Source organism: Amycolatopsis sp. EV170708-02-1 (genome assembly GCF_022479115.1).
Classification (GTDB): domain Bacteria; phylum Actinomycetota; class Actinomycetes; order Mycobacteriales; family Pseudonocardiaceae; genus Amycolatopsis.
This window is the reverse complement of the sequence record NZ_CP092497.1, coordinates 4,095,363-4,118,852: the sequence shown is the minus strand read 5'-3', so window position 1 is coordinate 4,118,852 and position 23,490 is coordinate 4,095,363. Positions and strand designations below refer to the sequence as shown.

General features: G+C 65.3%; 21 protein-coding genes. 16 read left to right on the top strand and 5 right to left on the bottom strand.

All coding sequences use genetic code 11. The features are described 5' to 3' along the window. Window positions 1–20: 20 nt before the first annotated feature. From MJQ72_RS19265 to MJQ72_RS19205, 13 genes are all read left to right on the top strand, one after another. On the top strand, window positions 21–1,790 hold the full coding sequence (locus MJQ72_RS19265) for an acyl-CoA dehydrogenase family protein (RefSeq protein WP_240600746.1): 1,770 nt from the start codon (window positions 21–23) through the stop codon (window positions 1,788–1,790). Further along, on the top strand, window positions 1,787–3,487 hold the full coding sequence (locus MJQ72_RS19260; protein WP_240600745.1) for an acyl-CoA dehydrogenase family protein: 1,701 nt from the start codon (window positions 1,787–1,789) through the stop codon (window positions 3,485–3,487). The genes MJQ72_RS19265 and MJQ72_RS19260 overlap by 4 nt, the downstream gene beginning before the upstream one ends. 35 nt (window positions 3,488–3,522) lie before the next feature. Further along, entirely contained in the window at window positions 3,523–3,771 is a 249-nt protein-coding gene (locus MJQ72_RS19255; RefSeq protein WP_240600744.1) for an acyl carrier protein, read from the top strand. Further along, a complete protein-coding gene (locus tag MJQ72_RS19250; protein WP_256464205.1) occupies window positions 3,768–5,720 on the top strand; it encodes a type I polyketide synthase in 1,953 nt (650 codons plus the stop codon). Before MJQ72_RS19255 ends, MJQ72_RS19250 begins: the two co-directional genes overlap by 4 nt. Then, window positions 5,645–6,649, top strand: coding sequence for an acyltransferase domain-containing protein (locus tag MJQ72_RS44645; RefSeq protein WP_315860908.1), 1,005 nt, complete (start codon window positions 5,645–5,647; stop codon window positions 6,647–6,649). Before MJQ72_RS19250 ends, MJQ72_RS44645 begins: the two co-directional genes overlap by 76 nt. Window positions 6,650–6,662: 13 nt before the next feature. After that, a complete protein-coding gene (locus tag MJQ72_RS19240) occupies window positions 6,663–7,688 on the top strand; it encodes a 3-oxoacyl-ACP synthase III family protein (RefSeq protein WP_240600743.1) in 1,026 nt (341 codons plus the stop codon). Continuing rightward, window positions 7,685–9,619 (top strand): HAD family hydrolase, encoded by a 1,935-nt coding sequence (locus MJQ72_RS19235; protein WP_240600742.1) that lies wholly within the window; start codon window positions 7,685–7,687, stop codon window positions 9,617–9,619. Before MJQ72_RS19240 ends, MJQ72_RS19235 begins: the two co-directional genes overlap by 4 nt. Then, window positions 9,616–9,843 carry a hypothetical protein gene (locus tag MJQ72_RS19230; protein WP_240600741.1) on the top strand — a complete coding sequence of 76 codons (228 nt, stop codon included), beginning with the start codon at window positions 9,616–9,618 and terminating at the stop codon, window positions 9,841–9,843. Before MJQ72_RS19235 ends, MJQ72_RS19230 begins: the two co-directional genes overlap by 4 nt. After that, window positions 9,840–10,610: a 2-oxo acid dehydrogenase subunit E2 gene (locus tag MJQ72_RS19225; RefSeq protein ID WP_240600740.1), complete on the top strand. Its 771-nt coding sequence runs from the start codon at window positions 9,840–9,842 to the stop codon at window positions 10,608–10,610. Before MJQ72_RS19230 ends, MJQ72_RS19225 begins: the two co-directional genes overlap by 4 nt. Before the next feature lie 140 nt (window positions 10,611–10,750). Beyond that, complete coding sequence (locus MJQ72_RS19220; RefSeq protein ID WP_240600739.1) at window positions 10,751–11,662, top strand: alpha/beta fold hydrolase; 912 nt, start codon at window positions 10,751–10,753, stop codon at window positions 11,660–11,662. Then, window positions 11,655–12,854: an FAD-dependent oxidoreductase gene (locus MJQ72_RS19215; protein ID WP_240600738.1), complete on the top strand. Its 1,200-nt coding sequence runs from the start codon at window positions 11,655–11,657 to the stop codon at window positions 12,852–12,854. Before MJQ72_RS19220 ends, MJQ72_RS19215 begins: the two co-directional genes overlap by 8 nt. Window positions 12,855–13,374: 520 nt before the next feature. After that, entirely contained in the window at window positions 13,375–13,611 is a 237-nt protein-coding gene (locus MJQ72_RS19210; RefSeq protein ID WP_240600737.1) for a hypothetical protein, read from the top strand. 21 nt (window positions 13,612–13,632) lie between these two features. Next, window positions 13,633–14,508, top strand: coding sequence for an alpha/beta fold hydrolase (locus tag MJQ72_RS19205; RefSeq protein WP_240600736.1), 876 nt, complete (start codon window positions 13,633–13,635; stop codon window positions 14,506–14,508). 17 nt (window positions 14,509–14,525) lie between these two features. Here the strand turns inward: MJQ72_RS19205 and MJQ72_RS19200 are convergent, their stop codons facing one another. From MJQ72_RS19200 to MJQ72_RS19190, 3 genes are all read right to left on the bottom strand, one after another. Then, the gene (locus MJQ72_RS19200; RefSeq protein ID WP_240600735.1) at window positions 14,526–15,551 is read right to left on the bottom strand and encodes a transcriptional regulator TrmB; all 1,026 of its coding nucleotides are present in this window, start codon (window positions 15,549–15,551) and stop codon (window positions 14,526–14,528) included. A 264-nt stretch (window positions 15,552–15,815) separates the two neighbouring features. Then, on the bottom strand, window positions 15,816–16,736 hold the full coding sequence (locus MJQ72_RS19195; RefSeq protein WP_240600734.1) for an SDR family NAD(P)-dependent oxidoreductase: 921 nt from the start codon (window positions 16,734–16,736) through the stop codon (window positions 15,816–15,818). 473 nt (window positions 16,737–17,209) lie between these two features. Next, entirely contained in the window at window positions 17,210–17,752 is a 543-nt protein-coding gene (locus MJQ72_RS19190; protein WP_240600733.1) for a sigma-70 family RNA polymerase sigma factor, read from the bottom strand. 376 nt (window positions 17,753–18,128) lie between these two features. Between MJQ72_RS19190 and MJQ72_RS19185 the strand changes: the two genes are divergently transcribed. Beyond that, complete coding sequence (locus MJQ72_RS19185) at window positions 18,129–18,557, top strand: SSI family serine proteinase inhibitor (protein WP_240600732.1); 429 nt, start codon at window positions 18,129–18,131, stop codon at window positions 18,555–18,557. Between the two features lie 78 nt (window positions 18,558–18,635). On the opposite strand, the gene MJQ72_RS19180 is transcribed toward MJQ72_RS19185, so the two are convergent. Then, entirely contained in the window at window positions 18,636–21,533 is a 2,898-nt protein-coding gene (locus MJQ72_RS19180; RefSeq protein ID WP_256464204.1) for a S8 family serine peptidase, read from the bottom strand. Beyond that, on the bottom strand, window positions 21,530–22,273 hold the full coding sequence (locus MJQ72_RS44640; RefSeq protein WP_256464203.1) for a S8 family serine peptidase: 744 nt from the start codon (window positions 22,271–22,273) through the stop codon (window positions 21,530–21,532). The genes MJQ72_RS19180 and MJQ72_RS44640 overlap by 4 nt, the downstream gene beginning before the upstream one ends. A gap of 3 nt (window positions 22,274–22,276) precedes the next feature. Between MJQ72_RS44640 and MJQ72_RS19175 the strand changes: the two genes are divergently transcribed. After that, window positions 22,277–22,708 (top strand): hypothetical protein, encoded by a 432-nt coding sequence (locus MJQ72_RS19175; RefSeq protein WP_240601617.1) that lies wholly within the window; start codon window positions 22,277–22,279, stop codon window positions 22,706–22,708. A 212-nt stretch (window positions 22,709–22,920) separates the two neighbouring features. Continuing rightward, window positions 22,921–23,487: a DUF402 domain-containing protein gene (locus MJQ72_RS19170; RefSeq protein WP_240600731.1), complete on the top strand. Its 567-nt coding sequence runs from the start codon at window positions 22,921–22,923 to the stop codon at window positions 23,485–23,487. Window positions 23,488–23,490: the final 3 nt, after the last annotated feature.

The following is a 23,490-nucleotide window of genomic DNA, read 5'->3' as shown; positions in this document are numbered from 1 at the left end:
CTTGGGAGCCCATCCAGCGCTTGGAGACGGTCCTCGGAAACCCTGAGGACCGGTGTCTGGAGTTCGGCTACGCGCGGCTCGCCGCACTCGACCACTCCGGCGAGTTCCCGCATGATGTCTGCCGCCACTTGGACGAGCTCGGTCTGGGCCGGTACTACGTTCCCGCGCCACACGGCGGACTGCTCACCAGCTATGAAACCACCGCACACATGGTGCGGATGCTGGCGAGGCGGGATATGGGAGTCGCCGTCGCGCACGCCAAGACCTACCTCGGCGCCGTCTGTGTCTGGCTTGCCGGGAACCGATCCCAAGCGGCTTCCCTCGGCCGAATGATCACCGCCGGCGTCCCGGTGTCCTGGGGCCTCACCGAACGGGACCACGGGAGCGACCTGGCAGGCGGTGAACTGGTCGCGGAGAAGACCGGCACCTCCTACCGGCTGCGAGGCGAGAAGTGGCCGATCAACAACGCGACCAGGTGCGGTGTGATGTGCGTACTGGCGCGAACCGATCCCCGGGGTGGACCGCGGGGTTTCAGCCTCTTCCTTGTCGACAAGTCAACACTGCTCGGCAGCTATCGATGTCTGCCAAAAGTGCGCACACTGGGCAATCGGTGCGCCGACGTCAGCGGAATCGTGTTCTGTGACGCCGAAGTACCGGCGGATACACTCATCGGCCCCGAGGGTTCCGGACTGGAAACCGTCCTCAAAGGACTACAGGTCACCAGGACGTTGTGTTCCGCGCTGTCCCTCGGCAGCAGCGATCACGCGCTCCGGATCGCCGTCGACTTCCTGGAGAAGAACAGCCGGAATGGGCGTCCCGACATCGATCTCCGTCGAGCGCGGAGGACCATAGCGCTCGCCTACGCGGATCACCTGCTCTCCGAGGCACTTTCCGTCGTGGCGGTTCGCGCCGTTCACACGCTCACCTCCGAACTCGCGGTGATCGCCGCCGTCGCCAAGTATCTCGTTCCCACGCGCACGGAGGCGGCGATCGCGCGCCTGCGGAGGTTCATGGGACCGGCCGCGCTTTACCAGGAAGGCCGGCGCCGGGGCTGTCTCGGCAAGGTCGAGCGCGACCATCGTGTCGTCTCGCTGTTCGACGGCAACACCGTGGTCAACCTGCATTCGCTGATCAGCATGTTCTCACTCCTCGCCCGAGCGCGTGACAAGCGGCTCGCACCGGACCACGAGGGGCTCGCGGCCTGCTGTGAGCTGTCCCGGCCGATACCGCGGGCCGAGCTCGGCAAACTGGCCCTGATACCGCGGAGCGGCGCGAGTTTTCTCCTCGCCGCGGAATCGTCGATTTCCCAGGTCACCGCGCTCGCGAACGACAACGCGCTGCTCATGCCGCTCGCCACGACAGCACAACGGCTGGGAGAGGCCTTGGACAAGCTCTGGATGGACATCGCGGAGGAACCCCTGTCCGGAACGGACATCTCAAACCACCTCTTCTCTGTCGCCAAGCGCTCCGCGCTCTATTTCGCCGGAGCGGTCGCGATCGAACTGTGGTTGCGAAACCATCAGGAGGTCCCGGCCCGGCGACCCGCGGGACGTCCGAGGCGTGCCGAGGATCTGTTGTGGCGTAACGGTGTCTGGCTTCATGCCGCGCTCCACCGGATCCTGACCACGACCGGCGACCAGCGCGGCGGCGTCGCCACCCCGCCGTTCGATCTCCTCTTCGACGTCCTGGCCGACCAGGTGAGGAATGAACAACTCCCGTCGCTCTTCGGTTTCCAGCTCGCCGAGGCGACGGCCGCAGGCACGCCGAACAGTTACGGCAAGGTGTCATGACGGTGGATCTCGAAAAGGAGTTCGGGGATCCATACCTGCCCGGAAACCCGCTTGGGTACAACGCCATCATCGAGGCGGACGAACGAGGCGAGGTCTTCGAAGCCGGTGAGGAACTGCTCGATTCCTTGTCCGTCAACGCGGAGTTCGTGCCACAGTGGCTGGGTGGCAGGCTGGGCTCCGCGGACGAGTTCATCAGGCGCTTGCGACCGGTGTTCCGGCGAGATGCCGCACTGGGCATCGGCTACGGAGTGCCGACTCTGCTGGCGTCTCTCAACGTGTGGCTCGCGGCGGACAACGACCGGCAGCAGGATGCCCTGGCCGAGAAGATCTTGGGCGGGAGCAAGGTCTGTCTGGCTCAGGGGACACCGGGAATGTATCCGGATCCGGCCGCGCTCGAGGTCACGGCTCGTGAGCGAGGCAACCGGTGTGTCCTCGACGGGCATGCCGGTCTCGTCTTCAATTCCGACCGTGCCGACAACGCTGTCATCGTCGCGCGAACGGCCTACACCGAGAATCAGCACTCGAGGTCTCTGCTGCTCGTCGACCTGACGGCTCTTCCCGACGAGAGCCTGCGGAGATCCCCCAGGGTCCGCACCCTCGGGCTGCGAGATTGTCATCTCGGCGGCCTGGAGTTCAGCATGTGTCCCGCCCCGCCGGGCAGCCTCATCGGCTCGGCGAGATGCGGAGCCGGTCTCGCGCGTCGCTCTTCCGAGATCGGCGGCTGTCTGACCATGGGACTGTCCCTCGGCATGCTCGACGCCAGTCTTTTCACCGTCTTGCGGTTCGCGCTTCACCGGCGGCTGTACGGCCGTGCTGTCAGCGATCTCCCTCATGCCAAAGCGACCATCGCCGGCGCGTTCGCCGATCTGCTGATCGCCGACAGCATGGTCACGACGGCGACCAGGGCCCTGCACGTCCTGCCGGGCCATTCCAGGGCCTACGCGGCGGCCGCTCGGTATCTGGTTCCGCTGGTGATCGAAAACGCGATGAACGAGCTGTCAGTGGTTCTCGGCGCGAGGTATTACCTTCGCGAGGGCGAACATGCGATCTTCGGCAAACATTTCCGTGATCTTCCCTCCTTGAGCCTGGTCTATCCGGACCGCACACCCGAAGAGATCACCATCGCCGCACACCTGCCCGCCTTCGCCCACGCGCAGCGCTATCCCTCGAGTTCCGCCGCATCGGAGTCGATTTTCATTTCGGAGACGGCATTACCCCCGCTCGCGCACAACGAGCATCCGACCCGTGTGCAGGGCGATCCGCTGCTCGCTTGCCTTGAGCCTTGGCTGGACGAGTTGCGCGGTGAGGCGAAGGCGGCCACGGACCTCTCGACCATCGCCACCCTCCTGCTCACCGAATTGGACCAGCTCGCGACCCACGTCGGCCGGGCACACGTTTGGCAGCTGGATCCGGCGAACAGGTTGGACGGCGACACGCTGGCAGAGCGCTATGCGATCTTGCTGACCGTGACCGCGTGCCTGGGTATCTGGCGGCACAACCGGGATCGGCGAGTGCTGGCCGGCTCGGCCTGGATCCGGGTCGCGCTGCGCCGGCTGCTCGGCCGTCTCATGCCCGGCACCCCACCCAGCGCGAGTGAGCTGGACGAAGAGCTGTTCACCGAATTGCTCACTCGAGCGGCCGAAGAAACCAGCTTCTGCCTCGACGAAGACCAGGTCCGCCGGACGCTTCCTCGTTGAGCGGCGAACCGACCTCCCACGACAAGGACAAGATCATGCCCAAAATCGACACGGCCGCGTGGCTCATCCAGAAGGTCGCGAGCTATCTCGCGATCGAGCCGGACCGGATCGACATCACCCGTCCACTGGCCGAATACGGACTCAACTCGGTGTACGCGCTCACCTTGTGCGGAGAAATCGAAGACCATTTCGGGGTACCGGTCGAACCGACGATGGCGTGGGACTACCCGACCGTGACGGCCATGTCCGAGTATCTGCGCACCCAACTGGTGGCACGGCGATGACCTGGGGAGCCGGACCGATCAGTCCCGTGGCCGTGGTCGGCATCGATTGCCGATTCCCCGGAGCGCCGGACAAGAACGCCTTTTGGGAGATGCTACTCAAAGGCGATCACGGAATCACCGAGATACCCGCCGATCGGTGGGACGCCGAGGCGTTCTATTCCGCCGAAGGTAAACCGGGAACCATGAACACCACGATGGCGGGCTTTCTCAGCGACCCGGAGTCCTTCGATCACGAATTCTTCGGTATCGCACCGCACGACGCGCTCGAAATGGACCCTCAGCAGGGCCTCCTCCTCCAGGCGAGCTGGCGTGCCGTCGAGGACGCCGCCATCGACCCGGCGTCGCTGGCAGGCAGCCGGACGAGTGTCCACGTCGGAATCATGTCCAGCGAATGGGCCGTGCTGAACATGGCGGATTACGCGGAGATCACCCCGCAACGGGGTACGGGCAACGGCTATCACATGGCGGCGAACCGTATTTCCTACCACCTCGATCTCAAGGGACCGAGTGTGGCGGTGGACACCGCCTGCTCGTCGTCCCTCGTGGCCGTACACCTCGCCATCGCCGCGTTGTCCGCGGGCGACTGCGACCTCGCGATCGCGGCGGGCGTCAACATCATCCTCACCCCCGCGCTTTCGATCTTCTACACGCAGGCGGGCCTGTCCGCCCCGGACGGCGAGTGCAAGCCGTTCAGTGCCAAGGCGAACGGGATCGGCCGCGGCGAGGGCGTCGGTGTGGTCGTGTTGCGGCGCCTGAGCGACGCCATAGCCCACAAGCAGCCCATCTACGCGGTGATCGAAGGATCGGCGGTCAGCCACGACGGCCGGAGCAATGGCGTGACCGCCCCGAACAGGTGGTCGCAACAACAGGTCATCGGAAACGCCTACGCCCGGGCCGGCGTGAGGCCCGCCGAGGTCAATTTCGTCGAGGCACATGGAACAGGCACAACGCTCGGCGACATGATCGAAGTCCAGGCTCTCGGCGCTGTGCACGCGGGCGAACGGGAACAGCCCTGCGCGCTCGGCTCGGTGAAGGGGAACATCGGACATACGGAAGGAGCTGCCGGCATCGCGGGGTTGATCAAGACCTGCCTCGCCTTGGATCGCCGCGTACTGCCGCCCAGCAGGCACAGTGACAACGAGAACCCCGATCTGCGCTTGGACCAGCACGGCCTGTGGCTGGCCCGGCTGCCGATGCGGTTGCCCGCCGAGGGCACGGTTCGGGGCGCGGTGAGCAGTTTCGGCTTGGGCGGTACCAATTCTCATCTGGTGCTGGCGACTCCCCCGGCCGCGGACCGCGGGCCGGAACGAGGCGGTGTCGGTGTGCTGACCGTCTCGGCCAACACGATCAGGGCGCTGCAACGCAACCTTGCCACCCTCGCCGAGATGATCGATCGCGAGCCGTCGGAACGCCTGCCCCAAATCTGCCACAGCACCAACCTCGTGAAGACCTCCCTCAAACACAGGTGGGCCTTGCCCGCGTGGAATCGCGAGAAACTCAAAGCCGAGCTACGCGCGCAGATAGGCGATCCGCGAATGCCGGTCGGCAGCGGGTATGCCACCCCCAAGGTGATCTTCCTGTTCACCGGACCAGGCGCCCAATACCCCCGGATGACCCGCGCGCTGTACGACAACCTTCCCGCGTACCGCGATCGGTTCGATGAGGTGGACTCGGCCATGCGCCCGTATTTCGGCCGGTCGATAGCGTCCGTGGTGATCGACGACATGTATCCCGACAGTGTCTCCATCGACGACCCCGGGCTGGCCCAGCCCGCGTCGTTCGCGGTCGGGTACGCGCTCGGCGCCACCCTCCGGGACCTCGGCGTCTGGCCGGAGGCCATGCTCGGGTACAGCATCGGCGAGTACGCCGCCGCCTGCCTCGCGGGGTTCTGCCCCTGTCCGCCGCCTGCGAAATCGTCGTCGCGCTCGCCGCGTCGATCCAGAGACTGACGGACTACGGCGCCACGGTCGCCGTCGAGGCGACGGCCGCTCAAGTGAAACCGCACATCGATGCCGAACCGCTTGTCGCGATCGCCGCGTACAACAGTCCTCGCGACTTGGTCATCTCAGGTGACACCGATGGTGTCGCCCGGGTTACCGGCGCACTCCGAGAGGCCGGAGTGGTCACGAAGCCGATTCTCGGTTCCGCGGCCTTGCACTCGCCGCTGATGCGGACGGTGGTGGCCGAGTTCAGCAGGGCGGCCGACGGTATCCCCGCTCATCGTCCGATCGTCCCGATCGCGTCGACCGTGCACGGCCGTCTGGTCACCGACGACGAGCTGGACTCCGCCTACTGGGTCGAGCAGCTCACCGCCCCGGTCCGGTTCGACGCCGCGCTGGCCGCGGTGCGCGAGCCTGCTCCGACCCACCTGATCGAGATCGGTCCCGCACCGATGCCCCTCGACCTCATCCGGCGCGCCGACCCCTGCCATGAGCCGTCCATCCTCACGCCATGCCCCGGTGGGGCGGCCACCGGTCACGAGATCTCCGAGGTGCTGGCCGAGTTGTATCGCCAAGGGCTTACCCCACGCTGGCAGCGGCTGTACACCAAACAACAACAGGTACCTTGGCGGCTGCCGCCCTATGTTTTCGACGATCACGCAAGTTCGCCCGTCACGACAGCCGAGGCCCCGAATTCGATCGTCGAGCGAACGCTTGCGGCGCTGGCGGAGGTCGGCGGCCATTCGGCGGCCGGTCTGGAGAGGGACGCCCGGTTGCTCGACGACCTCGGCTACGACTCGCTCACCCTGATCCGGCTGAGCGCCCGGCTCACGACGATCCTTCGCCTCGACGGACCGATGGATCTCTCCGAACTTCCCCAGCTCGAAACCGTGGAGGACGTCGTCTCGTACGTCTCCGCGCGACACAACGCTTCCTAGAAAGGACCAACCATTGCCTGCGGCACATATCGTGTCCACCGGAACGGCCCTGCCCGGCGACGTGATCGACAACGAGGTCATGGCCGGGAAACTCGGCATCAGCGCCGAATGGATCGAAATGTTCATCGGCACCAGGAAACGGCATTTCGCCATCGATCTGGAAACCGGCAAACCCACGCACACGCTGGCGGATCTGGGCGCGCAAGCCGGTGCGCAGGCGCTCGCCAGAGCGGGCCTCGAACCCGAAGAGCTGGACTTCGTCATTCTGGCCACGGCCACTCCCGACACGCTGATGCCCGCGACGGTGAACCTGATCGCCAGCAGGCTCTGCCTCAACCACGTTTCCACCTACCAGCTCCAGTCCGGCTGTGCCGGCGCGGTGCAGGCGCTGGATCTCGCTCGACGGTTACTCGATGACCAGCACCGCCTCGGCCTGGTCATCGGTGGCGACGCCGGCGTGAAACACTTCGTCGCCGACCGGGAAATGCAAGGCCTTCCCACCGCCGAACTCGTCAACTACGTCCTGTTCGGCGATGGCGCGGGTGCCATCGTGGTCACGTCGGAAGCCGTGCCGGGAGCGATCGTGCTGCGCCAGGTGCTCAACCGGTTCACCGGGCTCGGCCGCGCACCCGGCCAAATCGTGCGCTGGTTCGGTGCGGGAGATCTGGCCCGTACGGAGTCCGAGCCCGACCCGCCGTTCGAAGAGGACTACAAGGCGATCGAGGAGCGAGTACCGCCGCTGGCCAGGGAAGCCCTTGACGAGATCCTGTCGTCGACGGGCTGGGATCGCGAGTCGACGTCTTATCTGCTGCCACCGCAGTTGTCAGGGCGGATGACCAGCAGGATCACCTCCGATCTCGCTCTGGGGCAGGCGGCGGAGATCAGTTGCGTCGCGGAAACCGGCAATACCGGCAATGCCACTCCGTTCTTCCAGCTCGATCTGCTCTACGACCGAATCCGGCCTGGCGAACGTGCCGTCGCGATCGCGATCGAGTCCAGCAAATGGATCAAGGGCGCCTTCACCGTGGAGGGAATGTGACGACGACCACCGCACCCCAGTTGCTCGGCAAGTGCCCGGCGCCCGGCGACGTCCGCCTCAGCCACCTGCACGCCACCGGAGAACTCATCGACAGCTACACCGCGGTGCCGGAACTGCTGGCGGGTTTGGACGAAGCCGCCCTGCTTCGCGCCGGAACCGTGCTGTCCCAGGTACACCCGGACGCCCTGCTCCGACGTCACCCCGGCCTTCCCGAGGCCACCGTGGCGATCACCGGCAGTTCGACCATCCGGCCGATGGTGTCGCCGTTGAGCGCCCAGCTGGCCCGGCATGGTTTCGTTCCGCGCATTCAGGTCGGCGGTTACGGCCAGTATGCGATCGAACTCAGGGAAACGCACAACGAGCTGTTCGCGACCGAACCGGACGTCACGGTGTGCCTGCTGGACGCCGACGCGGTGTTCCAGCGGCTCCGGACTCCCTGGACACCGGCGGACGTCCGGTACGCGCTGCGGCAGCTGAGCTCGCATCTCGAGGAAATCACTGACGCGTATCAGGCCAAGCACACCGGCACACTGGTCTTCAACACCGTTCCACTGCCTTGGTACTGGGCCTCCCAGCTCATCGACCACTGTTCGCGTGCGCTGCTCGGCGCCACGTGGCGGGAATTCAACGCGCATCTGCTCACGTTCTCCACGAACCGGCCCGGGGTGCTCGCCGTGGACACCGAACCGCTGCTGGGCGAGACCGGTGCCCTCGCCGATCCCCGAGCGAGCAGCTACGCCAACGTACACTTCTCGGACGAGTTCTTTTCCGCCTACGCCAGGGAAATCGGGCACGTGGTGCGGTCGCTCACCGGGCGCGCCGGCAAATGCCTCGTCATCGATCTCGACGGCACGCTGTGGGGCGGAAACCTCGCCGACGACGGACCGGACGGCATCGAAATCAGCGAAGGTTTCCGGGGTGAGGCGTTCCACGCCTTCCAGACGGCCGTGAAACAACTCAGCGCCCAGGGTGTGCTGGTCGCCGTGTGCAGCAAGAACGACGAGGACGAGGTCCTCGAGGTCTTCAAGCAGAACCCGGAACTGGCTTTGGGCGCGGACGACATCGTGGCGATGGCCGTCAACTGGGGTGCCAAGCCGGGGAACCTGGCCGAGATCGCGGACAAGCTGGGTATCGACGTGAACAGCCTCGTGTTCGTGGACGATTCGGCGGCCGAACGCGGTGTGGTCCGCGACGCCTTACCCGCGGTCCCGGTGATCGCGGTCGACGCCGACGAGCCCGCACTGCACGTTCGTCGCCTGCTCGCCGACAGGTGGTTCGTCACCGACGAGATCACCCAGGCGGATCGAACCCGCGTCCAGCGCTATCTGACCGACCGGAAACGCGTGAAGCTCCGCGAAGAGGTCGAATCGAAAGCCGACTACCTGGCAGGTCTCGGGACCACCGTGGAACTGTTCGACGCGGGTCATGGCAACGCCGGACGGGTCGCACAACTGACCCAGCGCACCAACAGGTTCAATCTCACGGCGGACCGCCTGGACACCGCGGCCGTGCTCGAGCTGATCGCCGGCCAGGACACGGAGGTGATCGCGGTCCGCTGCACCGACCGATTCGGCGAGTACGGAACGATCGGCGCGATTTTCACGCGCCGACGGGGTCCGGTGCTGCATATCGACAATTTCGTCCTGTCCTGCCGCGTCCTGGCCCGGGACGTCGAGACCGCCTGCCTGCGGGCGATCCTCCGCCAGGCGGCGCGGGCGGGTGCCACCAAGGTCACCGCCGCCTTCCGCCTGACCGGCATGAACGACAAGGTCAAGGACTTCTATCCGCTGAACGGGTTCACCGCCGATCCCGATGCCGAAGACGACGACACCGGGTTCTCGCACGACCTGAGCACGGTTCCACCGAATCCGCCTCATCTCGAACTCGTCGTGCGGCTGAGCGAACGCCTCGGCGATCGGGCGGCCGAATGAGTATCGACGGATTCCTCGAAATAGTGGGCAAGGAATGCGGCCTGTATCTCACCCGAGACGATCTGCGAACCGATTTCGACAAACTCCCGCGGTGGGATTCGTTCCACCTGCTGAAACTGCTGTCCGCGTTCGAAGCCGCGACCGGCAGGCTCCTGTCCGCCATGCGTTTTCTCGAAGCTCGCAGCCTGGCCGAACTCCACGCACAGGTGGAGTCCACCGAATGACGACGATCCGGTCGCTGCCCGCGGCACGACGGCATACCTGGCACTTCCTCCGGTTCGTCCGCACCGCCAGCCCTGTCTATCTGGACACCGAAGTGGACGCCACGAGGTTGCTGGCGCACAAGCATGCGGCGAACCGGCGGTACTCCGTGGTGAGTTACGTGATGCACGGCGTCAGCCGTGCCGTGGCCGAGTGCCCCGAGGCCAACGCCGCCTGCGCGGGAGGTCTCCGTCCACGCATCGTGAACCGCGAGTCCGTCGATGTGAAGCTGGCCCTCGACAAGGGGATCGCCGGCCGGCGGGCGGTGCTTTCGGTGGTGGTTCCCGACTGCGATCTCATGAGCCTCGACGCGATCCAGGACACCGTGGACCGCCTCCGAGACACGGCCGGCGAAGAGATCCCCGAGCTTCGCGGCGCTCGTGTACTTCAGCGGCTCCCGTTGCCCGTCGGACGGGTCGCCTTCGGCTGGGCCAACCGGCTGCGAAGCCGCCACCGGCGGATGGGAACCGTCGCGGTCACGTCCTTGGGCCATCGGCCGGTCACCCGGTTCTTCTCCTCGGGTGGCACCACGCTGACCTTCGGACTGGGCAGGATCACCGACCGGCCGGCGGTGCGCGAGAGAAAACTGTGCGTCATGCCGATCCTCCCGGTCTCGCTCACTTTCGACCACCGCGTCATCGACGGCGCCGCAGCGGCCGACGTCCTCGGCAACCTCAAGGACCGGCTCGAAACCCTCACGAGCCGGAATGCCGGCGGGCCGATCCCCTGATGTCGTACCTCGCCGAACTGAGCGATCTCGTCCGGTTGCACGCGCGGGTCCAACGCCTTCCCGACGCTCTGTGCCGGGAGATACTCGAACGCATCGAGCGCACCGACGGCGACGGACCGGGATCCTGGTGCCGGGAATGGGTGCTCGCCGCCGACCGGATGACCGAGTCAGGGCGCCATCTCGACGCCTGCAAGCTGAACAATCTGGCGCGCTTTCCCTTTCCGGCGAACCCTGCGCAGGAGCGCGCCGCACACCGTTGCGTGGCCGAGTTCGATCAGTGGCGGTCGAGCCGGGGAGGGATCGATCGGCTTGAGCTGGAACTGTCCGGGCACCGTGTGCCGGTGTGGGCCACCGGCCTCGATCCCGGCGTACCCCGCCCGCTGCTGCTGTTAATCGGCGGGATCGTGAGCGTCAAGGAGCAATGGGCACCCTCACTGCCGGCGGCCAGGAGGCTCGGCATGGCCGCCGTCGCCGCGGAAATGCCTGGCGTGGGGGAAAACCCGCTCCCCTACGGCCACGACAGCTGGCGGATGCTTTCCGGTATGATCGACAAGATCACTGAGATCGCCCCGGTGCGCGAGGTATACGCGGTCGCCATGAGCTTCGGCGGTCACCTCGCGCTGCGCTGCGCCGCGCACGATCCGCGGCTGAGCGGCCTGGTGACCGTCGGCCCGCCGGTATCGGCCTTCTTCCGGGACCGCATCTGGTGGACAGGGGTGCCCGAAACCACGAAGCGCGCCCTTGCCCATCTCCTCCGAGTCCCGAAAGGCGAGGTTCCGGAACGTCTCGGTGCCTTCGCCCTCCGGCCCGACGAGCTCACCCAGGTACAGGTTCCGGTGTATTCCGTGGTCAGCCTCCGGGACGAGATCATTCCCTCCGCCGACACTCGCGTCCTCGAGCGACACCTCGCGAAGTTCAAGGCGGTTCGGTTCGACGACGTACACGGCTCACCGGGTCATGTGCTCCAGACCAAGCTGTGGATCGTCCACTCCCTCCTTCGCCTTCGTACGGCCGGATATACGGCCACATTCCTCAAGGGGTTCAATGGATAAGCTGTCCGTGGATGTCTGTGTGATCGGCGGCGGCCCGGCCGGGATGACCCTCGGCCTGGAAGTCGCTCGCCGCGGGTGCGACGTGGCCGTCCTGGAGCAGACCGGTCATTTCAACCGATCATTCCGTGGGGAGACGATTTCCCCGGACGCGGTGTCACTGCTGGCCCGTCTCGGGATCCTGGAGAGTGTCACGGACGCCGGCGCGCTGGTGAATCGGAAGATGAAGCTCACGGAAAACGGGCGAACCCTTCTGGAAGTCGATTTCGACGACTTTCCCCATCGCCATCGTCACCCGCTGGATGTCCCTCAGCCGACGTTGCTGGCCATCCTGGCACAGGAAGCCGGTCGGCACACCGGCTTCGCCTTGCTGCGGAACACTTCCGCGGTCGGACTCCTGGAGACCGACGGAGCAGTCGCGGGCGTTCGCAGCCGAAGTCCAGCAGGCGAGCAAGAAATCCGGGCACGACTGACCGTCGGCGCCGACGGCCGGTACAGCAAGATGCTCGAAATGTCCTGCCTTCCTTACCGCCGGACACCGCTGGAGCGCGATGTCGTGTGGCTGAAGCTTCCCGCCCCACCGGACTGGACGAGCGACACCTACCACATCCGGATCGCCGGTGGCCGGCACGGCTTGTTCATCCCGACCTATCCGGACCTCATGCGAGTCGGGTTCAACATCCCCAAGGGCGGACTCCAGAACCTTCGGCGAGCAGGTCTCACCGGATTGCACACCCGGCTGGACGAGCTCGCACCCGAACTCGCCGACCTGGTCCGAGACAGCATCCGGAACTGGTCGGACACCTCGGTTCTGGACATCTTCACCAGCGTCGTCCCCCGATGGTCCCGGCCTGGCCTGTTACTCATCGGTGACGCCGCACATACGCTCTCGCCGATCTTGGGCCAAGGGGTGAGCCATGCCTTGTTCGATGCCATGACCTTGGCACCGCTCCTGTCCGAGGCGCTTGCCAAGGGACCCGATGAAGTGACGATGGCGGCCAGGGAGTTCCAGCGGATCAGGGAACCCAGCTTACGGCGTTCCCGTTCGCTGCAGCTTCGACAGGAAAGAATGTTCACCTTTTCCGACCCGGTGAGAGTAGCCCTGCGGTCCACGTTCTATCGATCGCTGAACCGGAGTCCTTGGCTGAAGAAAAGGTTGCTGGGCAGCGTCTTCTTCCAACTGCAGAACCGTTGATCGACGGTAGGTCGGCATGACGTCAGCCCTGCGACGAAGGGCTGTGTCACTCACGTCATGAGTAGTGATTCCGGCCAGAGCCAACCGTGTCTCAGACACCTGCAACTCGGACGGTTCGCGTGACCGGGTGGACGACAGACGTGACGGAGCGGACGACACGCGTGACTCGGCGGACGAGTCGCGGCGGACCGGCCGCGTGCGCGTGCCGTCCATCCAGTCACGCGTGCCGTCCGTTTGATCACCCCTACCGTCCACCCGGTCACGCGAAACTCCCGGTTCGGTCCAGGGAGTCGTGAGTGGCGATTCGGCTTAGAACACGAATCGCCACTCACGACAGCGAGTCGACACGACACCTTTGCCTTACCCATCAACAGAAGTTCCTCCTAACAACCCGGTGTCACCCGTTCGGCCTCGCACCATCTGCCACGGAGGGAGCCAGCCGGCTGGCTTCTTCCGATCCACCGCGAACCCCGGAAAGAATCGCCGCGTCCTCAACGAACAAAGAAAGGCAGGTACCAGCGTGCGTCGAATCTTCTCGGTTCTGCTCATCGCCGCAGCCGCGATCGCCCTCCCCTTCGTGGCTCCCTCGACCGCCGCGGCGGCACCGCGGCAGGAAGCGGTGACGGCGAGCGGCATGGACCTTGGGGTACGGCTGGGCGGGCTGGCCGGGATGGTCCATGCCGACCGCGGGTGTGTTTCCGGAGAGCTGGCCGGGAAGCTCTTGCGCCTCGATCAGTATCTGACCATCGGCTGCTGATCCACCACAGGCGTTGATCCCGTGGTGCCGCCCGGTCGTCGGACCGGGCGGCACCCTCTTCGAAAGGCACTTATGAACGGCAGCACCGGTTTTGTGGAACGACACGACGGAAAGCTCGCCTGCACGGTGATCGGGGAAGGGCAACTTGTCGTGTGTTCCCCCAGCCTCGGCGATCTCAGGAGCACCTACACCTATCTCGCCGAAGACCTGGCGTCCGCCGGATTCAAGGTGATCTCCGCTGATTTGCGAGGCCATGGCGGTTCGAGCGTCGACTGGCCGTCCTATTCGGCCGACGACGTCGCCGATGATCTGCTTGCCATCGCCCGCGCGCATGATGCGGACTCCGTGATCTTGATCGGAAACGGTTTCAGCGGTGGCGCCGCCGTCATCGCCGCGAGCAAAGCGCCCGATCTGGTCTCCGGGCTGATTCTCAGCGGCGCCGTCGTCCGGGACGTGCAGCTCGGCCAGGCCGAGCGGGCGATGATGCGGCTGGCGACTCTACCGCGACTGGGACAGACCTTGTGGATGTCCTATTGGCCCAAGCTTTTCGGCTTCGAGAAACCGGCCAATTTCGAGGTGCGCCATCAGGAACTGGCCGACAATCTCGCTGAGCCCGGCCGGTTCGTGGCCGCCAGGGAAATGCTGAAGAGCAGCCGAGCCTCTGCGGAGAAGGCGCTCGGCCAGGTCACCTGCCCCACGCTCGTTCTGATGGGCGACCAGGATCCGGACTTCCGGGACGCAGGCGTCGAGGCGCAGAACACCGCGGCTCGTCTCGGCGGTCCGGCGACCGTCGTGATGGTCCCTGGGGCCGGGCACTATCCGCACACCGAAGACATGGAGACCGTCACTCCGGTGGTGATCGACTTTCTCCGTACCTTGGCGCCTGCCAGGTCCTGAACCTCACCACCGTGGGGTCAGGGATCCAGCGGAGCTCGAGAGGTCGATCGCTGGGTGCTGTCCGCGACCGGGTTGGGAACCAGGCCGCGGAAGGCCACCTGCAGGCCTGCCTGGAAGCGGGTCCGGGCACCCAGCGATTCGATCAAGGAGACCAGTCTCCGCTGGAACGTGCGATACGACAACCCGAGTTGCCGGGCGATGGCCTGGTCGGGCAGTCCTGCCGTGAGCAAACCGATGAGCCGGAGATCTTCGACGCCGACCGAGTCCGCGGACAACTCCCCCTGCTCCGCTGCCGACAGCGGAGCAGCCGATCGCCACAGAACCTCGAAAAACGCACCCAGTGCGTCCAGCAGAGCCGAGGGATGAACGATGACAACACTCTCGACCATTGTCGGATCCACCTGAAGTGGCAGCATGGCACGGCGGTTGTCCGACAAGATCAGTTTGACCGGTGCCTCGGGCAGCACCCTCGCCTGCTCTCCTCGCGCGATCGCGGGTTCGACCTCGGTCTGCACACTGCGTGTCGCCAGTCCTGCCGTGTCATAAAGCGCTCGGAACACGACTCCTCGTTCCAGCATTTGAGCCTCGACCGGAGCGAGAACCTTGGGCGCCACCACATACGGATGCTTGTCGACGAAGCGGATCTCCTTGCTGGTGCCGCGGAGGAACTGTTCGACCCGCTGAGCGACCACGTCCGCGCCGGTGACGACCTCGACCAGTTCGGAGGGCTCCCAGCCGGCGGCGGTACGGAGATTTCGGGCCGAGAGTTGCTCGGCATAGATCCGGGCACGCTTGATCCGCTCCTGTTGTTCGAGGAGCAGCACCTCGAGCGCGGCATCGGGTGCGGGAGTCGTGAACGCCGGTGGACTGTGTTCTGTTCGGATGACCAGACTAAGGGCCTCCAGCCTGTCCAGCAGTCGCCGAAGCTGCTCTCCGCCGAGCCCGGTTTGACCGCGGATATCATCGAAAGTGACCGGTGGGCTGTCGACGAGGAACTCATACACGGTCTGCGCCGCCGCGTCCAAGCCTACAATCTCAAGCATGATTCGATCCTCTCGCTTACCTCAGCTCGATCTGACGGCAAAGCTGGCGAGAAGTCGAAACTGGCCAGAATACGCCATAGACTGAGATTGACGGTTCGCGTGTTCATCCGGAATCATAAGACCCACGGCAGTGCAAGGAGTGGGTACGAAATCGCCACAAGGGAGTGCGAAGTCGCCAGGGGACGGCGACTGGAGAGGGATGCCGGGTGGAACACGTGGAGCAGCACTGTTCCACTCGGCACTTCCACAGCTAGACCGATTTCGTCAACAGCAAGCCGTGGAAGGTCCCGTCTCCGATGTTTCCCCCCAGGGGAGTCGCCTGCCGAGCGCACCCACGGTCATCACTTCGAGTTCTCGCTGGACGTGAGCGCGGAGCAGCTCGGGTTCCGGCTGCACGATCTCTTTCCCCCGTAGATAGAATTCGCGAGGCATCGGCCGCATCGTGGCGGCGTACAGCACGTTGTCGGCCGCCTCGGAAACCACACCTCCCGGCAGCACCACCAGCTTTCGCCGTAACTTGGTTTCAGCGACGCCAGGATCAAGGCAAACGGCCGTACATCGACTTTCCGCGAAAGCCGACGCCAAGGTCGCGGTGTGCACCGCCAAGGCGAACTTCGACTGCGCGTAGGCGATCAGGGGATGATAACGTCGACTGTCGTCGCAGCCCGAGCCGATCGCCCTCGCCTGACGATGTATATCACAGACAACGTTGACAACACGACAGCATCGGGCCGCCCGCAGCAGATCGTAGAGTTCTGCCACAAGCAGAACCGGAGAAAGATAATTCACCTGGAAGATAGACTCGTTACCGTCTTCGGTCACTGCACGTGGATGCCGGCCGGCGGTCGCGGCGTTGTTGATGAGAATGTCGATGTGGTCGAAGGTCATCCGAATCGACGCGGTCATCCGTCTCACGTCAGCGAAGGAACGCAGGTCGCCCAAGACCGGAACGATACTGGTGCCAGGATGAGCGGGAGCAAGCTCGGCGGCGAGCGCGCTCAACAGTGACGCCGACTTACCGTGCACCAGAAGAGTGTCGACGATCCCGGCGAGACGATGCGACACCGCTTCGCCGATCCCATCGGTCGCCCCGGTGACGAGAGCCAACAACCTTTGCCCAGGCGATGCGACAGTTCTCCATTCCGACCGGCCACGAGTAGCTGAATTGTCTTTCGCTGCTTCCATGTATCACGACCTTTTATCCACCGACGTCCGCGCCATCACGCGCGGAACCGGCGCTCAATCCCCCAGCCGAACGCCCCGGCCACCCGCGCCCGGCATGGCCAGGACACTGACAACAAGGGCACAAATCATGAGGAAACACTGCATCGCAGAGTTACGAACCCAAGCTTCGATCATCCCCAATCTCGCCCAACCGGCGGTCAGCGCGTGACCGATGCTTAACGTGTTGCAATCCTGGCGCGACCCCAAATTACACACAACACCCGATCGTGTGTTTTGATTACATCCCCCGAGTAAGACGTGAATTGTTTTCGATCGAGGTTTCCTGGCCGCCGGAGCCGCATCTTCCAGGCGACGACCATCTGGACGCATCGCGCCATCACCCGCATGACACAACAGGAAGTCCGGACCGCGCCGGTTGAACTCGGTTCAAGAAAGTATTGCAGCCCAATCGGTCGTGAGCACGATTCAGGTTTCTAGCCCGCGTAGCAGCTGTTGATCCGGCGGCGAATTCGATAGAGCGCCGAATACGTTCCCTGCTGGGTGATGTGCAGCACTCTCGCGATCTCCGCGGAAGGAAGGCCGTCCGTAACCATCGACACCAACTTCCGGTCGCGCGAAGAAAAGTTGGCAAGTCGGCGCTCGAGCCATTGCGCCTCAGCCCTGTCGCACACGGACTCGGAGGGGTCCTGCGAACTGGCGGGGAACAACCGCCGATCCCGGGCCATCCGTACGGCCACCGTGGTACGGCGGCTTTCGTCGATGCACAGCCTGATCACGACCGTGACGAGAAATTGCGGAAGGCGCTCCAGATCAAGGTCGGGATAACACGCTGCGCGAACGAGCGCCTCATGCACGATGTCCTCTGGATCGGAACTCGAGGAACACCGGCTCGCCGCAACCCGGATCAGAAATCCGCGCAATTTGGCGGCTTCCCGCCAGTAGGTACTGGACAAGTCATCATGACGATCCCCCGGTGCCACAACGCTCGCCGTCCCTCGGCGCTCCCGGATCGGCATCAGAAGTCGCTCCCGTGTATCGAATCTCGGCCGACGCATTTGTTCCACTAGCGGTCACAGGCGGGTCAGGACCGCTTCATGAACGAACGTTAACCTTCCTAGGACGGAAAAACCAGGGCCGTAAGCCTCCTACGCAGGAGTATTTCCACACGCGCCCCGCTCGACCGTGCGGTGGTACGCGCGGCAGCCATTCGAGCTAATCATGCGAGATCCGACCCCGCGACCCGAAAGCAAGGTGAAGTCGAGGAAGTGGATGGCCGCGGCCTGGCCCTTGCCTTGAGGTCTCTGCCGATCGTCGGCGATGAGCACGTAGACCAAGCACCCTGCGCCATGTGATCCCCTCATCTCGCCGAGGGGAAGAAAGCGGAGTTTCGAAGTGATCTACAAATACTCTCTTTGGCCATTCCTGGCCATGATCCTTCTCGCGCACGCCGGCACCGTCGGTGCCACAAGCGCCGCAGCCACAGCAGAACGACCGGCTCGACAGTCACAGCCGTTCATACAAATGGAACTGAAGGTATCCGATGGGCCGGCCGGGTCGGTCGTCGCGCGCTCGCGATACCTGTACTGTGACCCGACGGGCGGTAATCATCCCCACGGAGCCGGTGCCTGCCATGATCTCGATATCGCCCGCGGCAACCTCGACAGGTTGCCCGGCGTACCCGGCAAACCCTGCAGCGGACTTTACGCTCCGGTGAAAGTCACCGCGATGGGCGAGTGGCGAGGGCTGCCGGTCTATTTCAACCACATCTACCGGAACCAGTGCATTCTCCGCACCAGCACCGGTCCGGTGTTCCAGTTCTAGAGTGCACTGGAGCCTCAGCATGCCGATCGTCGCGCGAAGAGGATCGCTTCTCCTCGCGCGGCGACCGGGGATACAGCGTTACGGGGCGGGATGGTCCGTCAGCGCGTACGCGCGGTCGAGAGTCTGACTCATCCGGTTTCCGGCGGTGTCCCAAGCTTCAGCGCGAAGCGAGACGAACCCCGATGTGTCGCCGAGCTTCGGATGCGGAACCCGTACCGTGTAGCGGCCGTCACCGGCGCGAACCACCTCCGCTTGGTTCCATGAGGAGCCGTCGTTCGTCGAGTACCAGAGCCGGAACTCGCTGATCCGGCCCGCTCCCTGCGCGCCGTCGTGGTGACCTGCCGTGACATCGAAGACGTGGACCTGACCGGCGGGTGCCTGGTTGAGCAGATCAAGTCCGAGTTGGTAGCCAATGGTGATGAGCGGTTGGTAGCTACACTTCCGCCAGCTATCAAGGCATCCGTACCCGGTTGGGAGGGTCGTCGGCAGAGCCGATTCGAACGTCGATGCCGTACTGATCCGCGGTGTCAACCTGTGCACGGCCTTGTTCGGCCAGCCGAACACCGGACGGTCCGGCACTGTGTCCTCGGACACCAGCCGGTAGGTCCCGGTTCCGCGGCCGAGCGGGAACAGCGGTATGGGCAGTTCCGGGTGCCGCACCGCAGGAATTTCTTCGCCGCCCTGACGCAAGGCGACTTTGCTGAGGTACTCGCCGGACTGCCACGGCTCGCTGTAGTGCCCCGGCGTGGAATCCATCCACTGAGCGGCAGGCAAGAATTCACCGGTATCGCCGCGGCACAGCGAACACAGCACGGGGAAGGCGCCTGTGTTGTGGCTCGCCGCTCCACCGCGAATCGGCGACTGGAACCACCGTTCCGCCGGCCCACGTCCCGCGGTGGCGAAGATATTCTCCGCGATCATGGTGAAGGTCGTCGAAAAGTCCGGCGCACCGTCCTTGCCCGGTGCCATCTGAGTCACGTACCGCTTCCAGAACACCGTGTCGTCGGCGGGCCCGACGTACTCCGTCCATTTGCCCGGCCCCTGGAACTGGGTCCCGCTGAGCGCGATGCTGGACGGGCCGTCCGTGGGCAACGCGAACCACTTCTTCCGGTAGACGAGATCGGCGCGGTCACCGTGATAGCGGGTGTCGATCGCCAGCATCCGTCGATGATCGACCTTGTTGACGTGCTGCGCGGGCACGCCGTTCCGATCACGGAAATAGACGTTGTACATGTACTCCGGCTGCTTCCGCACGTTCAGCAGAAGCACGGCGTCGCCACCACGGACAAGCTGCTCAAGCCGTTCGCTTTCCCGCCGGTCCAGTGACAGCTGAGCCGCGTCACCGGTCAGCATGCCAAGGACCTTGGCGGGCTCGAAGCCCGGCATGGCCATCGAAGAGGGCACCGCCACCTGCCGCTCGCCGGCGAACTTCCCGGCCAGTGCCACGGGATCGTACTCAGGGTGCAGTACCTGCTCCCCGGCTCCGGTCCGGACTCGCAGGCTGACGAGCGCCTGTCCGAGCGTCAGATAGTCCTGGGATCCCACCGTTCCGTGCCCGGCAGGCGCGGCCGGCGTGACGAACATCTTCCAGCCGGTTCCCGACGTGAGCACACCACTCGCAAAGGCGACCGGTGCGCCGGGGATAGTGCGCTGTACTGAGCTGAAGCGCTCTCGGGTGTCTGTGAGCTCCTGGGTCTGGATCTGCATCGGCACAGTGGCGCGCGCGTCCAGCGCGATGGCGCTCGGCTTGTCCACGAGGACACCGGCCGCGGCCAGCAGGCTGGCACGCCGCGTCTGCCCCCTCCGCTCGGCGATCGTGGCCGTCACCGAATAGTGCCCCTTCGGCACGGAGACGGCACCGGCGCCGCCCTTCACCATCACCGGGTAGACCGGCGGGAGGAACGGATCGTTGTTCTTCTGATCGATCCAGTCGAAGTCGTCACGAATGACGGTGAGCGATTGCGCCGCAGGCGCTTTGCCCTGGGAATCGGTCAGCTTCACGGTCAAGGGGACCATTTCGGGCTCCGTGTAGAAGCTGATCGGGGTCCTGACGTCAGCCCTGCCACCAGCGGCCATCGCCGTGACCACGCCGCCATAGGCACCCGATCGGCCGACCGCGGGATCGATCGTCAGCATGGCCGTGGCCGTTCCGCCGCCCGGCACGACGAGGGTGCCGGAATCGAGCGCGGCGATGCCGGCAGGCGCCGGATCACCTTTCCACGTCGTCACGGAAGCCTTGAGCGAGACCGTGACGGAGCGGTCGGAGAGGTTGGTGTAGGTCACCGGACGCTTCACCTTCGCGCTACCGGTGGAGCCAGCCAGGCGTCCGAAGGAGATCGACGCCGGTGCGAGAACCGTGCTGGCCAGCGACTTGGGTATGTCGACTCGGCCGGCGCCTTGCTCGTACCAGGTGACACCGGCGTCCTTACCCGTCGCGGTGAGCATCGCCTTAAGTTCGCTTGACCGCCACCGCGGATACTTCTGCGCGAGAATGGCCGCCGCGCCGGCGACATGCGGCGTGGCCATGGACGTACCGGAAAGCCGCGTGTAACGGTCACCCACCGGTTTCCCGATGTCGGTTCCCGCGGCTCGGGCGGCGGCGATGTCCACGCCCGGCGCGACGATCTCGGGTTTCACCATCGCATCGGTCAGCCGCGGTCCCCGGCTGGAGAACGCGGCCAGCCTGTCCGCCTTGTCCACAGCGCCCACTGCGAGCGCCGTACCCGCCGCCGCCGGTGCCTCCACCATGGCGATCCCACCCGTGTTACCCGCGGCAGCCACGAAAAGCGCACCGGTTGCCGCGGTGAGCTTGTCGGCCATCTCGCTGAGCGGGTCGCCGCCATCCGAAGGGCCCGCCCCGAGACTCAGATTGATCACCCGGGCGCCGGACTGAGCCGCCCACTCCATACCGGCCATGAGCTGCGATTCCTCACCGGAACCCGTACTGTCGAGGACCTTGGCGTTGAGCAGCTTCACCCCGAGGCCACGCCGCGGTACTTGCCCGCGGAGGCCGCGCCCGATCCGGCGATGATCGACGCCACGTGCGTGCCGTGGCCGTACCCGTCAGTCGTGTCCGGGTCCGTGGTGAAGTTCCGCGAACCCGCGATCCGGCCCGCCAGATCAGGGTGCGCGGCGTCGATTCCGGTGTCCAGCACCGCCACGGTGACACCGCTGCCGTCGAGCCCTGCCCGCCAAGCCTCGGGAGCACCGATCTGCGCCGTGCTCTCGTCCAAATTCACCTTGACCCTGCGGTCGAGGCGAAGTTTCACCCCACCATTGAACGTCTGTGGGTCGCTACCTTGGCCGACGAGGGCCCGCCAGAACGCTCCCGCCTCGGCGCGACGGACCTTCACGGCCGCCGCGTTGAGGGTCGGCAGGGTCTGCGTCCGGTCGCTCGCGGGAAAGGCATCTGCCTGATGGGTGACGACGTCGGCAGGAGTGCCTTTCCCATAGCTCACGATCACCGGCAGTTTCCCGGTCTTCGCGTCGGTCAAACCCTGGTGGACGAGTTCCTTGACGTCGAACAGCTCCGGGTCGATCGCCCCGGACGCCAGGTAGGGCTCCGCATCCGAGGGGATCACCGAGAAGCCGTCCGAATCGGTCCTGGTCCGGAAGATGGGGGCCTCCCCGGACCTGGGAGCTGCCTCGATCGACACCCCCGCTTGGCCACCGGCACGTTCGAAATACGTGACGACGTCACCGGTCAGCAAGGTCACGCGATGCGACTGCTCACCGCCGCCGGCGAGCTTGTCCACACGGTCGGTACCGGCCTGCTCCGCCGACGCTCGGCCTACGACGATCATGGCGAAGAGGAGGCTGAAAACCACCAGGAGCAGACACGGCCGGTTGCGTCTGACCCGACCAGCCTGCGGATTCGAATAAGCCTGCATGACACCCTCATTTCCGAGAAGCACACCGAATATGGACAGGGCGTCGACTGCAGGCTCTTCTGCCTTCATCCGCCCGGCACGTTCGCGCTCCTTTGCCATCCGTCGTTCGTTTCGCTAACGCATGATGACCTGCTTCTCTGGCCCCTGGTCATAAGAATCGTCGGCGGAATCTCGTCAATGACCACTACTCGCCGTCATACGCAGGGGCGGGAGGACGCGCTCAACGAGGCCGGGCCTGCGGCACGCGGCCGGGTCTGTTGAGGGTAAGGGAACGTTGGAGGTTGCCAAAGCTGCCAGCTCAAGTCGTCGTGAAGGCCTCCTTGTCTACCCTGACGGTAGCGAAGGGGTGGCACCCGAGATCCCCACCTGTCCACAAAGGACGCATGATGGGTCGAGGTGTCCGGTTGCTGCCAGCTTGACCGATTGCCTCAGTATGTGAAGCCCCTTCACGCCGTGTCGGGTACGAATGGTTCATGGAACAGGTTGAGGTCTGGCGAGGCGCGCATGGCGATCCGGCACCGCTGTTCGGGCCACTGCCCGGCATCCGTCTGGGGGACACCCTCGCCTACGAGTTCCAGCTGCCGGACAGCTTCGTTCCATGGCCTGGCGGTACGCTCCTGGAACGCGTGTTCGTGTTGCTCGACCTCGGTGTGAGAATGTCCATACCCGCCTGGCGGTCCACACCCGGAACCGACCGCGTCAAGAGCGGACCGGCCACCTGGTACGTGGACCTCGTGCACGTCTCGACCACGCAGGACTCGATCACCGTCCGCGACCTCTACGCCGACGTCCTGGTACCCACCGATGGACGCCATCAGCGCTTGCTCGACCTCGACGAGTTCGCCGACGCGATCGAAGCAGGGCAACTCGACGTCACCACCGCCGTCGACGGACTGCGCCGCTGGCAGCGCTTCCTCGACCGGCATCTGCACGCCGCCCGCGACCCCAGCGAGACGTGGACCGACTTTCCGCCCCGGCGGCTGCGCGACCTGGCCGCACTCCCCAGCCCGTTGGGGCCGATCGTCATCGCACCGGACTGATCA

Bases quoted from the DNA above. Each gene is read 5' to 3' on its own strand.
- MJQ72_RS19260 (WP_240600745.1), top strand. From the start codon at position 1,787: ATGACGGTGGATCTCGAAAAGGAGTTCGGGGATCCATACCTGCCCGGA.
- MJQ72_RS19255 (WP_240600744.1), top strand. From the start codon at position 3,523: ATGCCCAAAATCGACACGGCCGCGTGGCTCATCCAGAAGGTCGCGAGC.
- MJQ72_RS19250 (WP_256464205.1), top strand. From the start codon at position 3,768: ATGACCTGGGGAGCCGGACCGATCAGTCCCGTGGCCGTGGTCGGCATC.
- MJQ72_RS19230 (WP_240600741.1), top strand. From the start codon at position 9,616: ATGAGTATCGACGGATTCCTCGAAATAGTGGGCAAGGAATGCGGCCTG.
- MJQ72_RS19225 (WP_240600740.1), top strand. From the start codon at position 9,840: ATGACGACGATCCGGTCGCTGCCCGCGGCACGACGGCATACCTGGCAC.
- MJQ72_RS19215 (WP_240600738.1), top strand. From the start codon at position 11,655: ATGGATAAGCTGTCCGTGGATGTCTGTGTGATCGGCGGCGGCCCGGCC.
- MJQ72_RS19200 (WP_240600735.1), bottom strand. From the start codon at position 15,551: ATGCTTGAGATTGTAGGCTTGGACGCGGCGGCGCAGACCGTGTATGAG.
- MJQ72_RS19195 (WP_240600734.1), bottom strand. From the start codon at position 16,736: ATGGAAGCAGCGAAAGACAATTCAGCTACTCGTGGCCGGTCGGAATGG.
- MJQ72_RS19190 (WP_240600733.1), bottom strand. From the start codon at position 17,752: ATGCCGATCCGGGAGCGCCGAGGGACGGCGAGCGTTGTGGCACCGGGG.
- MJQ72_RS19175 (WP_240601617.1), top strand. From the start codon at position 22,277: ATGCGACTGCTCACCGCCGCCGGCGAGCTTGTCCACACGGTCGGTACC.
- MJQ72_RS19170 (WP_240600731.1), top strand. From the start codon at position 22,921: ATGGAACAGGTTGAGGTCTGGCGAGGCGCGCATGGCGATCCGGCACCG.